This is a genomic window from Pseudomonas sp. S4_EA_1b (assembly GCF_016307435.1).
In the GTDB taxonomy this organism is placed as follows: domain Bacteria; phylum Pseudomonadota; class Gammaproteobacteria; order Pseudomonadales; family Pseudomonadaceae; genus Aquipseudomonas; species Aquipseudomonas rhodesiae.
On sequence record NZ_JAEILC010000161.1, the window covers coordinates 866 to 13,139 of the forward strand.

At 60.1% G+C, this 12,274-nt stretch carries 18 protein-coding genes and 1 pseudogene; 15 read left to right on the forward strand and 4 right to left on the reverse strand.

Annotated elements, in window-relative coordinates:
* Positions 1-20: 20 nt before the first annotated feature.
* Positions 21-746: a hypothetical protein gene (locus YA0848_RS34120; RefSeq protein ID WP_198712343.1), complete on the forward strand. Its 726-nt coding sequence runs from the start codon at positions 21-23 to the stop codon at positions 744-746.
* On the opposite strand, the gene YA0848_RS34125 is transcribed toward YA0848_RS34120, so the two are convergent.
* The gene (locus YA0848_RS34125) at positions 725-934 is read right to left on the reverse strand and encodes a hypothetical protein (protein WP_198712344.1); all 210 of its coding nucleotides are present in this window, start codon (positions 932-934) and stop codon (positions 725-727) included. The two genes, YA0848_RS34120 and YA0848_RS34125, sit on opposite strands and share 22 nt — an antisense overlap.
* 83 nt (positions 935-1,017) lie before the next feature.
* Between YA0848_RS34125 and YA0848_RS34130 the strand changes: the two genes are divergently transcribed.
* Complete coding sequence (locus tag YA0848_RS34130) at positions 1,018-1,698, forward strand: SOS response-associated peptidase family protein (protein WP_198712345.1); 681 nt, start codon at positions 1,018-1,020, stop codon at positions 1,696-1,698.
* On the opposite strand, the gene YA0848_RS34135 is transcribed toward YA0848_RS34130, so the two are convergent.
* The 3 genes from YA0848_RS34135 to YA0848_RS34145 all read right to left on the reverse strand — a co-directional run bounded on the left by YA0848_RS34135 (position 1,695) and on the right by YA0848_RS34145 (position 5,456).
* On the reverse strand, positions 1,695-2,489 hold the full coding sequence (locus YA0848_RS34135) for a DNA adenine methylase (RefSeq protein WP_040269140.1): 795 nt from the start codon (positions 2,487-2,489) through the stop codon (positions 1,695-1,697). The two genes, YA0848_RS34130 and YA0848_RS34135, sit on opposite strands and share 4 nt — an antisense overlap.
* Before the next feature lie 157 nt (positions 2,490-2,646).
* On the reverse strand, positions 2,647-3,699 hold the full coding sequence (locus YA0848_RS34140) for a phage portal protein (protein ID WP_198712346.1): 1,053 nt from the start codon (positions 3,697-3,699) through the stop codon (positions 2,647-2,649).
* Positions 3,699-5,456 (reverse strand): terminase ATPase subunit family protein, encoded by a 1,758-nt coding sequence (locus YA0848_RS34145; protein WP_198712347.1) that lies wholly within the window; start codon positions 5,454-5,456, stop codon positions 3,699-3,701. The genes YA0848_RS34140 and YA0848_RS34145 overlap by 1 nt, the downstream gene beginning before the upstream one ends.
* A gap of 152 nt (positions 5,457-5,608) precedes the next feature.
* Between YA0848_RS34145 and YA0848_RS34150 the strand changes: the two genes are divergently transcribed.
* The 13 genes and pseudogenes from YA0848_RS34150 (at position 5,609) to YA0848_RS34205 (ending at position 12,212) form a co-directional block, all read left to right on the forward strand.
* Complete coding sequence (locus YA0848_RS34150) at positions 5,609-6,487, forward strand: GPO family capsid scaffolding protein (protein ID WP_040269143.1); 879 nt, start codon at positions 5,609-5,611, stop codon at positions 6,485-6,487.
* Positions 6,488-6,532: 45 nt separating this feature from the next.
* Entirely contained in the window at positions 6,533-7,540 is a 1,008-nt protein-coding gene (locus YA0848_RS34155) for a phage major capsid protein, P2 family (RefSeq protein WP_040269144.1), read from the forward strand.
* 11 nt (positions 7,541-7,551) lie between these two features.
* The gene (gene gpM / locus YA0848_RS34160; protein ID WP_198712348.1) at positions 7,552-8,271 is read left to right on the forward strand and encodes a phage terminase small subunit; all 720 of its coding nucleotides are present in this window, start codon (positions 7,552-7,554) and stop codon (positions 8,269-8,271) included.
* Between the two features lie 100 nt (positions 8,272-8,371).
* Positions 8,372-8,833 (forward strand): head completion/stabilization protein, encoded by a 462-nt coding sequence (locus tag YA0848_RS34165; RefSeq protein WP_198712349.1) that lies wholly within the window; start codon positions 8,372-8,374, stop codon positions 8,831-8,833.
* Positions 8,833-9,045: a tail protein X gene (locus YA0848_RS34170; protein ID WP_198712350.1), complete on the forward strand. Its 213-nt coding sequence runs from the start codon at positions 8,833-8,835 to the stop codon at positions 9,043-9,045. Before YA0848_RS34165 ends, YA0848_RS34170 begins: the two co-directional genes overlap by 1 nt.
* A gap of 27 nt (positions 9,046-9,072) precedes the next feature.
* Positions 9,073-9,426 (forward strand): putative holin, encoded by a 354-nt coding sequence (locus tag YA0848_RS34175; RefSeq protein ID WP_019818195.1) that lies wholly within the window; start codon positions 9,073-9,075, stop codon positions 9,424-9,426.
* Between the two features lies 1 nt (position 9,427).
* A complete protein-coding gene (locus YA0848_RS34180; RefSeq protein ID WP_198712351.1) occupies positions 9,428-9,706 on the forward strand; it encodes a phage holin family protein in 279 nt (92 codons plus the stop codon).
* On the forward strand, positions 9,703-10,548 hold the full coding sequence (locus tag YA0848_RS34185; protein WP_198712352.1) for an N-acetylmuramidase domain-containing protein: 846 nt from the start codon (positions 9,703-9,705) through the stop codon (positions 10,546-10,548). The genes YA0848_RS34180 and YA0848_RS34185 overlap by 4 nt, the downstream gene beginning before the upstream one ends.
* On the forward strand, positions 10,545-10,748 hold the full coding sequence (locus YA0848_RS34190) for a hypothetical protein (protein ID WP_198712353.1): 204 nt from the start codon (positions 10,545-10,547) through the stop codon (positions 10,746-10,748). Before YA0848_RS34185 ends, YA0848_RS34190 begins: the two co-directional genes overlap by 4 nt.
* A gap of 26 nt (positions 10,749-10,774) precedes the next feature.
* Positions 10,775-11,110: pseudogene (locus YA0848_RS34195) on the forward strand (Rz-like lysis system protein LysB); the annotation flags it as partial.
* Complete coding sequence (gene lysC, locus YA0848_RS36250; protein ID WP_232925245.1) at positions 11,037-11,285, forward strand: Rz1-like lysis system protein LysC; 249 nt, start codon at positions 11,037-11,039, stop codon at positions 11,283-11,285. The pseudogene YA0848_RS34195 and the gene lysC, both read left to right, overlap by 74 nt.
* The gene (locus YA0848_RS34200) at positions 11,282-11,764 is read left to right on the forward strand and encodes a phage tail protein (protein WP_198712355.1); all 483 of its coding nucleotides are present in this window, start codon (positions 11,282-11,284) and stop codon (positions 11,762-11,764) included. Before lysC ends, YA0848_RS34200 begins: the two co-directional genes overlap by 4 nt.
* The gene (locus tag YA0848_RS34205; protein ID WP_198712356.1) at positions 11,754-12,212 is read left to right on the forward strand and encodes a phage virion morphogenesis protein; all 459 of its coding nucleotides are present in this window, start codon (positions 11,754-11,756) and stop codon (positions 12,210-12,212) included. Before YA0848_RS34200 ends, YA0848_RS34205 begins: the two co-directional genes overlap by 11 nt.
* The last annotated feature ends 62 nt before the right edge of the window (positions 12,213-12,274 follow it).

Consider the following 12,274-nt stretch of genomic DNA (forward strand, 5'->3'; position numbering starts at 1 on the left):
AAAAATAAGCAGTCACTCACATGCCCCCTACAGAACTCAAAAAGGAATGGCTCGCCAAATGGCTGAGAATCCTCGACGACAACTCGTCCCGGATGGATAACCCGGAGGCTCATCGGACGATGTGCCGGTGGGAGACTCGTGACATGTTGGAGGCAGGGGTCATTGATGAGATGGAACAATTTGAGATGGATGAGCTGGCCGACGCGGCTTACTGGCATGCCGTTGAAGAGCTGGTCACCAAGCCCGTGGGGTACACGTACGGCGGCTACTATGACGTCATTCAACGAGCGACATCGGAGTGCGTCGGGTACATCCGAAGCAACACCTATTACTCAGCCATCGGCCCAGGCGCTGATGGGTTTGATGGAAAGGTATTTCGCGATAAGGCTGACTTGCGTTTGGTGTTTCGCAGCGACAACCAGGCTTGGGCGATAAATGGTTTGGTGCTTACCGCGCCAACTGGTGAGCTATACGATCTGGTGCAGACCGCGCAATTTATCTATGGGCAGGTCTACCCAGTCATCTGCGATGCCGATACCTACCGTGCGCTAGTAGATTGCGCACAGGTCGCCTTGGAATGCCGCGATTTTGAGAGCTATCGCAAGGCCCGTCCTCTACTGCTCTCCGCCCAGTTCACCAAGTGCGGCGCCTGCCTGGACCGATTCGGACAGCGTGAGGATTGCAGCAACTGCGCAGGCAACGGCTTCGTCAGCACAGCTGGCATTCAGCCGACGTCGTCTGCATAGCCAGCGACGGCCTCCTCGACCAGCTCTCGCCATTCACCGCAATCAATCACCTTGCGCTCAAGCATATTGTCAGCAAGGGCCAGGCGCGTTTCATAACGATATTCTGGTGAGCCGGCTTCAAACTCCGGATCGTTCAGCAGCGCATGCCACGTTTCCACCTCATTGACCTGCTGTATATCGGTTGTCATGACGAATCTCCGGTACCGGTGTCTACAGTGTAGAGATCGGCCGGCGCGCGGCTGTTCATCAAGCCCGACGAGCGGAGACAGTCATGTGCGGACGCCTTTCACAGTACAGCGGCATTCATGATTTCGTCGCGGCCCTCAGCATGCCGAACGCCATGGTCAACTCGGTCGGCGAACTGCCCCTGGGGCGATACAACGTCGCCCCCACCACCCAGGTCGCCCTGTTCCATGTACAGGGCGAACTGCTGCTGGCTGATCCGGTGCGCTGGGGATGGCGACCGCACTGGGCAAAGGATCGCGCCGCACCAATCAACGCCCGCGTCGAGAAAGTCGCCCACGGCCCGTTCTTCCGGGCGATCTGGCCGCATAGGGCAATCACACCGATCAATAACTGGTTTGAATGGGTCGATGAAGGCGGGCCGAAGAAGCAGCCTTACCTGATCCGCCGTCGCGACGGGGCGCCGATCTACTGCGCGGCTATCGGCCAGCTACCCAACGCTGACGAAGGCCCAGGTGAGCATGATGGCTTTGTGATCATCACCGCCGACAGTGCCGGCGGCATGGTGGACATCCATGACCGGCGGCCCGTGGTGTTGACCCCGGACCTGGCCCGTGAATGGCTGGACCCGGCAACGCCCAAAGAGCGTGCCGAGCAGATGGTGCTGCATCAAGGCGAGCCGGCCGAGGCGTTTGAATGGTTCAAGGTCGACGTCGCAGTGGGTAACGTGAAGAACAAAGGCGCGGGCTTGATTCAGCCGGTGGGCTAAAACAGTCCGCCGAAGGCGTTTGGCTCCCAGTTCATGATCACCAGCTCCCCGCTCACCTCTGCCTTGCCCTGCCGTTGATTCGCCGTGCTATAGCGGATATCCACCGTTTCGAAGTGAAATCCCTCAAACACCCGCCGGATATCGGGATGGTCGTTGATGCTGACCATCACCTTGCCTTTGCAGCGCCGCATGAACTCAGCCATGCGCTCGTAGTTTTCGAAAGGGAAATCCACACCATAGCCAGCGGTCTGCCAGTAAGGCGGGTCCATGTAATGGAAGGTATGCGGCCGGTCGTAACGTTCGGCACATTCCAACCACCCCAGGTTTTCGACGTACGTGCCGGACAAACGCTGCCAGGCGGCGGACAGGTTCTCCTCGATCCGCAGCAGGTTGATGGCAGGCCCTGTAGTGGCGGTGCCGAATGTCTGCCCGCTGACCTTCCCCGCAAAAGCATGGTGCTGCAGATAGAAAAAACGCGCTGCCCTCTGGATGTCAGTGAGCGTCTCGGGCCTGGTCATCTTTTGCCATTCGAACACCTGGCGTGAGCTGAGCGCCCATTTGAATTGGCGCACGAACTCTTCCAGGTGGTTCTGTACAACGCGGTAAAGCGTCACCAGGTCGCCATTGATGTCGTTCAGGACTTCAACCGGCGCGGCCTGGGGACGCATGAAGTACAGCGCGGCGCCGCCAGCGAAGACTTCGACGTAGCATTCATGCGGGGGAAACAATGGAATTAGGCGATCTGCCAGGCGGCGCTTGCCGCCCATCCACGGGATAATTGGTGTGCTCATTAAGTGATCCTTGTTTCGACAATTGGATTCGCTTAGGCTTCGCACCCCCTGCGCAGTGGGGCGAGGCCTTGGTTGGAGCACTCGGCGTGTTCGAGTGATTCAGCGTCGAGCGGGTGTTAGCGCACCAGCTCGTCGCCTCGTTTACTGCGCGGGGGTACTACTTTCCCCCCGTTGGAAGCTCAAATTCTTTGAAGCTGACAACCTCTTCACCCAGCCACTCGTTTACCTGGGCCAGCCTGGCCTGCAACGGTTCCAGCTCGTTGACCGCCCAAACTTCAGCAGCCTCCCGCAACGACCCGAAGCCGCCCGCGTTCTGCGGCACGATGCCCATCAGTTGGGGTGGAATGCGCAACGCCGCGAGCAGATCGTCGCGGCTGATGTTCTTGATTGAGCTGAATTCATCCTTCGCGGCCACTTCGCTCACCGGGATGAGCTGAATGCCATCCTTCTTGCCGGCAGGCGCGTACACGAACAGGTTGCGAAAGTTACCTGGCCCTTTCGAGTTCTTCAGCGCGGTGCGCAGTGAGTCGATGTCCTCTTCCTTCTGCGCCGCGTCGGTCATATACAGGATGAACCCGGCGTGACTGCCGTTGTTGTAGTACTTGCGGCGGAACAGCGTGGCGCTCTCGTTGAGCAACGCGCTCTGCAGAGCTGCCAGCCACTCGGGCAAACCGTAAATTTCCTGATTGATGTCAGCCTCACGCAGATGGCAGATCGAACCCGGTACGAACTCGTGTTCGTCTTTCCAACCGCGCACTTGGTAATAGGTCTCCATGTCCACGCCACGGCGCATGTACTTCGCCAGCGGCGGCAACAGGCCCATGGCGTTGCGGAGCATGTTGTTGCGCTTTTCCAGATAACAGTTGCCGCACCAGAGCCAGTCCAGGGCGAACTGCTCAAACGCCTGACGGGACAGCAGCCGGTGAGGCACGAATGTCCGGGCAAGCATGTTGCGCTTGAAGTTGAGACCGGACTGTAGGTACACGCTGGCGCGCGTCGTTTTGGCCAGGCCGTCCATCGACATAGGTGTCTCGAACCAACGACCATTGGCCCAGCACTCCAGATAGTCGAGGATCTCCCTGCTATCGAGCACAGGCGCCGGATCACCGAAGGTGAACGCCTCAACCGGACCGGATTCGGGCGGGAGCACGTCCCCTGCAATGGTTGGCAGAACGGTGGTCAGTTGGGTTTCGCGCTTACGTCTGCTCATCAGTAGGACTCCATAAATCCGGTATTGGCCGTGGTCTGCCCTTCAAGAGGCTCGTTATGCAGGGCGTGGAAGGTCGCCCACGCCAAGTCGGCATGACCTGTCTCGTCGGTGCGACCGGCCGTATAAGTAAACTGGCGCCCGGAGGCGGTGACTGTTTTACGGATAGCCATCAACGACTGCGCCATGTCCGTCCAACCAGCGTCGAACTCCAGACGGCCGTTCTTGATGACGTCGTAAGCCTTCAACACCAGGCGCGTTTTGACCTCGGGCGAGTAGCTGAACGTCGTGATGTTCGGGAAGAACTGTTTCACCAGCTGCGCCACGCCAGACCCCATGCCCGTGATGTCGATACCGATGTAGGTCACCCAGTAACGTCTGGTGACCTGGCGGATCGCTTCCGCCTGGGCGGCGAAGTCCATGCCCCTGAATTGGTGTCTCTCCAGCACCCGGAACTTGCCGCCAGGGACTGTCGGTGGGGCAATGACCACCAATGCAGCGCTGTCGCCGTTCTCGGCTGGGTCATAACCAACCCATACCTGACGATCCCCAAACGGACGCGCGGCGAACGGTTTGTAGTCCTCGGCCCACAGATCCCAGCTGTCGACCATGCAAGGCTGCAGCATCGCAAGCGGAAAAATGCTGGCCCCGTCGTCGATGAACTGGCACATCAGCAGGTTCTGGAAAGCCTCGGCGTCGTACTCCTGGCGCAGCTCGTCGAGGTCGAACAGATCGCAGCCACGGTCCTCCGCGTCGAGGATGGTGACGATTTGCCGCCAGACCCGGTCCTCACACAGCCGCCCCTGCTGCAGGGCGTCATGGGAGACGTCGATTTTTACCCGTTGCGCCGCCGGTTTGCCCTTGTTGAACCGCTCGCCCGTCCAGAACGTGTAGGCCTCGTGCGCCATGCTGGAAGGCGTCGAAAAGTAGGTCCGGCGGTACTGCTTCTGCATCGCCATGCCGCTGGCGACTTTATTGAGTTCCTTGAACTTGAACGTCCAGAAGAATTCGTCGAAGTAGAAGTTGCCGTGGTAACCCTGCGCGGTCCGAGCGTTGGTACCCAGGAAGTGCAGCTCCGCACCATTCCCCAGAATGATCGGGTCGCCCGTCAGCTCGACACCCACCACCTCGCGGGCAAAGGCTTGGATGTAGGCCTTGAAGATATGCGCCTGGTTTTTCGAGGCCGACAGGAATATCTGGTTGCGACCAGTCGTCAGCGCATCGATCAGCGCTTCGCGAGCGAAGTAGTAAGTCGCGCCGATCTGCCGTGACTTGAGGATCGCCCGTGTTCGCTGGCTACCCGCTTTGTACCAATCCAGCTGATAACCGAAACAGCCGTCAATGAACGCCTCAGTCAGCTTTTCGATGTGTTCTTCGTCGAACTCGTTGCGCTTCGGCGCTTTCTTCGGCCCGTCGTTGCGCTTGGCCAGGTTCGGATTCAGCTCGGTTTCGGTACCGCCGTCGTTGAAGCGCTGAATGCGGGCTTGCCGCTCCAGTTGACGGTGCAACAGGTCAATTTCCTTGTAGTCGGCCCCTGATTTGGGGTCTTTCAGAATCAGCTGTACCAGGCGCGCTTCGGTCGCGGCCTGGATACGCTCCAGCGGTGTCGCGCGGTCCCATTCGTCACGGGCCTTCCAGCTGTGCAGCGTTTTTTCCTTCTCCCCGATCAGCTCGGCGATCTCGCACACGCGATAGCCCTGCCAATACAAGTGCTTGGCATGGCGGCGGTGGTCAGTGGGCAATTCGACGATGGCATTCATGGCGCAGATGCTGCCGCCCGCGCGCGAACAGTTCCCGCTCCGCCCCTTGTAGATCAACGATCTACAACAGCGCCTCGTTGCCCGTCGCGCCCGCGCTCAACAACATGCCCTCATCGCCAAGGCAGACTGCCACCGCACTGAGGGATTCACGCATGGCCGGCAAAACCGACAACCCAGCCAAGAAACAACGCTCCAAGTTCTTCCGCGTCGCCGTTGAAGGCGCCACTACCGATGGTCGCCAGATCGAACGCCAATGGCTGGTCGACGCAGCCGAAACCTACAGCCAGAACACCTATGGTGCGCGAGTTTGGATCGAGCACATGCGCAGCATGCTGCCCGACAGCCCTTTCCGGGCTTACGGCGACGTGGTCGCGCTGAAGACTGAAGAAGTCGAGATCGCCGGTGCCAAGAAACTGGCCTTATTCGCCCAAATCGAGCCAACCGCCGACCTGGTCGCCATGAACAAGGCGCGGCAGAAGCTGTACACCAGCATCGAGATTCGGCCGAAGTTTGCAGACACCGGGCGCGCATATCTGGACGGCATCGCGGTCACCGACACCCCTGCCAGCCTGGGGACCGAGATGCTGACCTTCAGCGCTCAGCACCCCGACATGAATCCGCTGACCAGTCGCAAACGCGATCCCGGCAACCTCTTCTCTGAAGTCGTCGAGATTGAACTTGAATTCGAAGAAGTTGAGGACGAAAGCGGCAAAGTCGCAGGTCTGTTCAGCCGCGTTCTCGATCTTCTCGGCAAGAGCAAGGACAAGGAAGGCAAGGACGCCGCTCTATTCACTGAACTCGGCGAGGCCGTTGAAGCCATGGCCGAGCATGTCGCCGGTCAGGGTGAAGCCTTTACCGCCGAAAAAACTGCCCGCGAAAAGCTGCAGACCGCGCACGAAAAGCTGTCTGCCGACTTCACGGCGTTGGTTCAACAGCTCGAAAAAACCCCGGACACCACCGGCCAGAAACCGCAGTACTCCGTTCGCCCGCCGGCTACGGGCGGTGACGGCGCACTCGTCACCGACTGCTGATCCATCTCACGGACAACACCCAGCCAAGGAACATCGGAGAACACCATGCGTAACGATACCCGCGTTCTTTTCAACGCCTACTTGCAACAGCTTGCCCAACTGCACGGCGTGAGCGACGTCACCACCAAATTTACAGCCGCTCCATCAGTCGCCCAGACGTTGGAAACCCGTATGCAGGAGTCGAGCGCGTTTCTCAGCTCGATCAACGTGTATGGCGTGTCCGAACAATCGGGTGAAAAAATCGGCATTGGCATCGACGGCACAATCGCCGGCACCACCGATACCACTCAGCAAGACCGCGAGCCGCGTGACCCTACCGGCCTGGACAACCGTGGGTACACCTGCACCCAAACCAACTTTGATACTGGCCTGCGTTACCAGAAGCTGGACCAATGGGCCAAGTTCAAAGACTTCCAAGCCCGTATCCGCGACGCCATCATCAGGGCTCAGGCGCTCAACCGGATCATGATCGGTTGGAATGGCACCAGCCGTGCCGCGACGTCTAAACCGGACATCAACAAGCTGCTGCAGGATGTGAACGTCGGCTGGCTGCAGAAAATGCGCGTAGAAAATTCCGCTCGCGTTTTGAACGAAGTGGTCGACGGCAGCGGCAAGATCCAGATCGGTGCGGGCAAAGACTTCGAAAACATCGACGCCCTGGTCATCAGCATGGTCAACGAGTTCATTGAGCCTTGGTACCAGGAAGACACCGACCTGGTGGTGATCTGCGGCCGCCAGCTGCTGGCCGACAAGTACTTCCCGATCATCAACAAAACCCAGGCACCGACCGAGATGCTCGCCGCCGATATCGTCACCAGCCAGAAGCGCATCGGTAATTTGCCGGCCGTGCGAGTGCCTCACTTCCCGCCCAACGGGCTGCTGGTGACGCGCCTGGACAACCTTTCAATCTACTGGCAGGAAGGCACCCGCCGCCGCACCGTGGTGGATAACGCCAAGCGCGACCGTATCGAGAACTACGAGTCGGTCAACGAAGCCTACGTGATCGAAGACCTTGGCTGCGCAGCCATGGCCGAAAACATCACCCTGAGCTGAGGCGCGCAACCATGACCAATCCTTGCCGCCGTCACTTCCAGCGCGTCACAGCAGCCGTTGCAGCGGCTGCCGTGGCCGGCCCAGCTATGACCATGGAAGGTTCCACCGTTTACGAACTGCACCTGGCGAAGCTTCAACAGGACTACTTGCGCCTGAAACAGGTGCAGTCCACCGAGGGCAAAGCAGAGCTGAAAAAACAACTGCTGCCCGAATACGTCCCATACGTCGAAGGCGTTCTGGCAGGCGGCAAAGGCGCGCAGGACCAGGTTCTGACCACTTTGATGGTTTGGCGAATGGATGCCGGCGACTTTGCCGGCGCCCTGGACATTGCCGAGTACGTCATCCAGCACGCCTTGCTGATGCCTGACCGCTTCGAACGCACTACCGGCACCATTGTTGCTGAAGAAATTGCTGAAGTTGCTCTGAAGACGCAGAAGGCTGGCGGTACGTTCGATCTGTTGCTACTGCAACGCACCGAGGAAATTGCGGGCAATGAGGACATGCCTGATCAGGCCAAAGCCAAGCTGCATTTGGCCCTAGGAAAAGCCTATGCCGAGAAGGTCTCCGACGATGACACCTCAGAAATCAAGACTTTTGCCCTGGTGATGTTGGAAGCGGCTAGAACTCACCTGGCCCGTGCCATTGAGTTGCACACCAACTGCGGTGGCAAGAAGGATTTGGAGCGCGTTGAACGCCTCCTCAAAAAATACGCTGCTCCAGCAGCTAACTGAGCGTCCCCACGCACCCCGCCGGCTCGGGGCGGATCGGCCAGGCCGCTCCTCCTGAACGTGAAGTCCCGACCACCGGCGACCTATTTTCGAGTGCAGTCTCATGAGCGCATTTGTAGCCAGCGGCACCGTCGCCAGCGGCCACATCAACACCCACCCGTTCTGGCCGTCGATTGACCTGGACAACCTGCGCGCCACCCTGCGCATCGACGCCAGTGTTACCCCGGCTCGCCTGGAAACCGCCGTGATCGCTGCCGCCATTAACCTCAATCGCGAGTTAAGCGACTGGCGAGAGGTTCAGCAGGCCGCCGGCTACGCCACGCTGGCCGACGTCCCCGGTGACCGCATCAAAGACGTATCGGTAAAGGCCCACCTCTACCGTCGCGCCATCGAAGCCGGCACCGGTGCGGAAGTGTGCGAGCGATACCGCGACTACAGCGCCACCAACGCCGGCAACAACAAGGCCGAAGAGGTTGCCCCCACCATCGACGACTACCGGCGCGACCTGCGCTGGGCAATCCGTGATTTTCTCGGGAAAAACCGTACCACCGTGGAGCTGATCTGATGCCCGTCGCCCTTCGCGCCAACCAAAACGATACCGTCGACGCGCTGTGTTGGCGGTACTACGGCCGAACCGCTGGGGTTACCGAAGCGGTGCTGCAGGCGAACCCCGGCCTGGCCGACCACGGCCCGGTGCTGCCGCAAGGCCTCCTAATCAACATGCCAGAAGCCCAAACCAACGCGCCCCAACGGCAGATGGTGGACCTATGGGACTGACCCACCGCAACCAAGGAACCCCACACCATGGCTGATCCAACTTCCAGCGTTGTGTCCGGCCTGCTGATCGGCCTGGGCCTGGCGAGCGTCACGCCGGTCATCGACGACGGGGCGCTATTCGGCGCCATTCTCGGCGCCTGGCTGGTCACCAGCACCAAGCGAGATCTGAAGGTCTGGCAGCGCCTGGGCTCCCTGTTCCTGTCAGCAGGGGTGGGCTATCTGTTCGCCCCCATGGCCTTGCAAGCAATCCCGTTCATCACCAGCGGCGGTAGCGCTTTCCTCTGTGCCCTGGTGGTCATCCCGATCAGCATCAAGCTGATGGTGTGGGTGGAAAAGGCGGATATCTGGGACATCTGGCGTCGCATCCGAGGGGGCACCTGACATGCCGAACATCGAACTGGCCGTGCAGTTGATCACGGCAATCGCCTACCTGCTGAGCGCACTGCGCCTGGCCTGCTACACGCGAGGCGATGCGCGGTACCGGCGCAGCATTTCGCTGTTGGCAAGCCTGTTCGGCGCCGTGCTGTGCATCTGCGGTCTGGAAATCCTGCTGGACCGCCAACCCACAAGCCTCGGCCAGGCCGCATCCATCGTGCTGCTCTGCATCCTGATTTTCCGTTCACGCGGCAACGTCGCCGCCCTGTTGAGGCCCAGCGCATGACCACCACCCTTCGCCACGGCGACCGCTCGCAAGCGGTACTTATCCTGCAAAAAAATCTAAACAGGCACGGCGCCAAACTGGCACCAGACGGGCACTACGGTGACTCCACCGAGGCGGCAGTCCGCGCCTACCAAACGAAAGTGGGCCTGGTGGCCGACGGCGTTGCGGGAGACAAAACCCAAGCCAGCCTGGCCGGTGGCGACTGTGCCCAGCTGTTGCGCAATAACGACCTGGTAGCCGCTGCCCAACGCCTGGACGTGCCGCTCGCAAGCATTTACGCAGTCAACCAGGTGGAATCGAAAGGCAAGGGCTTCCTCGAAAACGGCAAGCCGGTGATCCTGTTCGAACGGCACGTCATGTACCGACAACTCGCGAAGGTGCGACGCGCGGGTGACGATCCGGCGGAGATCAAGCGCCATGCCGATGAGCTGGCCGCGACCAATCCCGCCCTGGTCAATCCGAAGGCCGGTGGTTATATCGGCGGTACCGCCGAGCACCAGCGCCTGGCCATGGCTCGCCTGATCGACGACACGGCCGCACTTGAGTCGGCATCCTGGGGCGCCTTCCAGATCATGGGCTATCACTGGCAGCGCCTTGGCTACGCCAGCGTGCAGGACTTCGTGGCGGCGGTGAGTGCCGGCGAATCGCAGCAGTTCGACGCGTTCACCCGCTTCATCGAAACCGACCCCGTTCTGCACAAGGCTCTGAAAGCCCGCAAATGGGCCGAGTTTGCCCGGCTCTACAACGGCCCGGACTACTTACGCAATCTCTACGACACCAAGCTCCAGCGCGCCTATGAACGACACGCCAGCTGCGAGTGCGGGCAAGGGGTGGCGGCATGATCGACTTCGAAGCGGTGCAGAAATTACGGGTAAAGGACGGCGATCTGCTGGTGGTACCAGAATCGACCGAGCAGGACGACATGGTAAGGCTGGCCGAGTGCATCCAGTTGATGAACAACGCGAGGGCGGTAATCGTGCGCGGCCCGATCAAGCAGCTCAACACCGCAGCCATGAACAAACTCGGCTGGTACCGCGCGTGAGCACGTTGCGCCAGGCTCTGTACGGCATGGCCCTGCTCGGCACCCTGGCGCTGTTCATATGGGTCCAGCAACAGCGCATTGATGTCGCTGAAGGCCAAGCCGCGCGAGCACATGACGCCGCGAAAACAGCCCGCGAAGATGCAAACCGCAATCTCCTGACCGCAAACATCCTCGCCGACACCCTGCAGCAGGAACGCGAGAGCCAATCCGCTCTGCGCGCTCAGCAGGACCAACTGCGCCAGGCCTTGGCAAAGCGCGCGCAAACCATAGAGGCACTGAAACGTGAAAATGACGAACTACGCGACTGGGCTGCTCAGCCTCTGCCTGACGCTGCTCGCCGGCTGCGCGAGCGCCCCGCCCTCACCGGCGCCGCAGCTTACCGTGACTGGCTGTCCGGCCGTGGTGCCCTGCCAACTGCCGGGGACCAGCCCGCTCGTAAACGGTGATCAACTGACCGACCAGGACCGCGTCGAAGCCGCATGGGCCGAGTGCGCCGCCCAGGTAGACATGATCTATCAACATCAGGCAGCTAAATGAACAAGCCTGAAAGCCTGCGTGCCCACCTGCTGGCCACCGTCGCCGAGTTCCAGCACAACCCGGACCTGCTGCTGATCTTCATCGACAACGGCAAGGTCCGCTGCACTGCTGCTGCAAGCCTTTCTTTTGAATACAGCTACGACCTGCAAATCATTATGACCGGCTTCGCGGGGCACCCCGACAGCGTGATGCTGCCGGTGCTGGGGTGGATCAGCATCAACCAACCGGAGCTGCTGGAAAATTATGAAAAGGCGCAGAACGGTATCCAGTTCGAGGCGGATATTCTCGACAAGGACAAGGTAGACCTCAGCCTGACGCTGCATCTGAGCGAACGGGTAGTGGTGAGCAAGGACGCGCAAGGCAATACCACCGTGAAGCATGCCGGAGAGCCGCAACGTGTAGCGGGCTACCTCGATCCGGATTGGGTACCTGGCTCCGAAGGCAACGCCAGAGAATGGATGGTTCCAGATGACAAATAAGTTGGAAGCGCTAGAGACCTGGGCGTCTGGGCTGCTGGAGCAACTGCAGCCAGGCGCCCGCAATCAACTCGCCCGATCCATCGGTCAGGAACTGCGGCGCAGCCAGCAAAAGCGGGTACTGACACAGCAAAACCCGGATGGCAGCAAGTTCGCACCCCGGAAAAAACGGGACTTGCGCGGCAAGCAGGGCCGTATTCGGCGTAAGGTTGATATGTTCAAAAAACTGCGCACCGCGACGTACATGAAAGCCCGAGGCGACAGCAACGCCGTGACCGTGGGTTTCACCGGGCGGATCTCCCGCATCGCCAGGGTCCACCAATTCGGTTTAAAGGATCGCGCGGAGCGTGGCGCGCCGGAGGTGCGATACGAAGCGCGTGAACTACTCGGATTTAATGATGATACGATTCAACTGATACGCGACAGTTTGCTGAACCACCTAAGCCTTTGAACGTAATTAGATTTGCCCCCTCCCCCACCTATCTATTCCATTGAATCGGACATGACTAAGAT

What these genes read in the sequence shown, in the direction of transcription:
- YA0848_RS34185 (WP_198712352.1), top strand. Translation starts at nt 9,703, where the DNA reads ATGACCACCACCCTTCGCCACGGCGACCGCTCGCAAGCGGTACTTATC.
- YA0848_RS34125 (WP_198712344.1), bottom strand. Translation starts at nt 934, where the DNA reads ATGACAACCGATATACAGCAGGTCAATGAGGTGGAAACGTGGCATGCG.
- YA0848_RS34165 (WP_198712349.1), top strand. Translation starts at nt 8,372, where the DNA reads ATGAGCGCATTTGTAGCCAGCGGCACCGTCGCCAGCGGCCACATCAAC.
- YA0848_RS34130 (WP_198712345.1), top strand. Translation starts at nt 1,018, where the DNA reads ATGTGCGGACGCCTTTCACAGTACAGCGGCATTCATGATTTCGTCGCG.
- YA0848_RS34145 (WP_198712347.1), bottom strand. Translation starts at nt 5,456, where the DNA reads ATGAATGCCATCGTCGAATTGCCCACTGACCACCGCCGCCATGCCAAG.
- YA0848_RS34150 (WP_040269143.1), top strand. Translation starts at nt 5,609, where the DNA reads ATGGCCGGCAAAACCGACAACCCAGCCAAGAAACAACGCTCCAAGTTC.
- YA0848_RS34190 (WP_198712353.1), top strand. Translation starts at nt 10,545, where the DNA reads ATGATCGACTTCGAAGCGGTGCAGAAATTACGGGTAAAGGACGGCGAT.
- lysC (WP_232925245.1), top strand. Translation starts at nt 11,037, where the DNA reads ATGACGAACTACGCGACTGGGCTGCTCAGCCTCTGCCTGACGCTGCTC.
- YA0848_RS34140 (WP_198712346.1), bottom strand. Translation starts at nt 3,699, where the DNA reads ATGAGCAGACGTAAGCGCGAAACCCAACTGACCACCGTTCTGCCAACC.
- YA0848_RS34155 (WP_040269144.1), top strand. Translation starts at nt 6,533, where the DNA reads ATGCGTAACGATACCCGCGTTCTTTTCAACGCCTACTTGCAACAGCTT.
- YA0848_RS34170 (WP_198712350.1), top strand. Translation starts at nt 8,833, where the DNA reads ATGCCCGTCGCCCTTCGCGCCAACCAAAACGATACCGTCGACGCGCTG.
- YA0848_RS34175 (WP_019818195.1), top strand. Translation starts at nt 9,073, where the DNA reads ATGGCTGATCCAACTTCCAGCGTTGTGTCCGGCCTGCTGATCGGCCTG.
- YA0848_RS34120 (WP_198712343.1), top strand. Translation starts at nt 21, where the DNA reads ATGCCCCCTACAGAACTCAAAAAGGAATGGCTCGCCAAATGGCTGAGA.
- gpM (WP_198712348.1), top strand. Translation starts at nt 7,552, where the DNA reads ATGACCAATCCTTGCCGCCGTCACTTCCAGCGCGTCACAGCAGCCGTT.
- YA0848_RS34200 (WP_198712355.1), top strand. Translation starts at nt 11,282, where the DNA reads ATGAACAAGCCTGAAAGCCTGCGTGCCCACCTGCTGGCCACCGTCGCC.
- YA0848_RS34180 (WP_198712351.1), top strand. Translation starts at nt 9,428, where the DNA reads ATGCCGAACATCGAACTGGCCGTGCAGTTGATCACGGCAATCGCCTAC.
- YA0848_RS34135 (WP_040269140.1), bottom strand. Translation starts at nt 2,489, where the DNA reads ATGAGCACACCAATTATCCCGTGGATGGGCGGCAAGCGCCGCCTGGCA.
- YA0848_RS34205 (WP_198712356.1), top strand. Translation starts at nt 11,754, where the DNA reads ATGACAAATAAGTTGGAAGCGCTAGAGACCTGGGCGTCTGGGCTGCTG.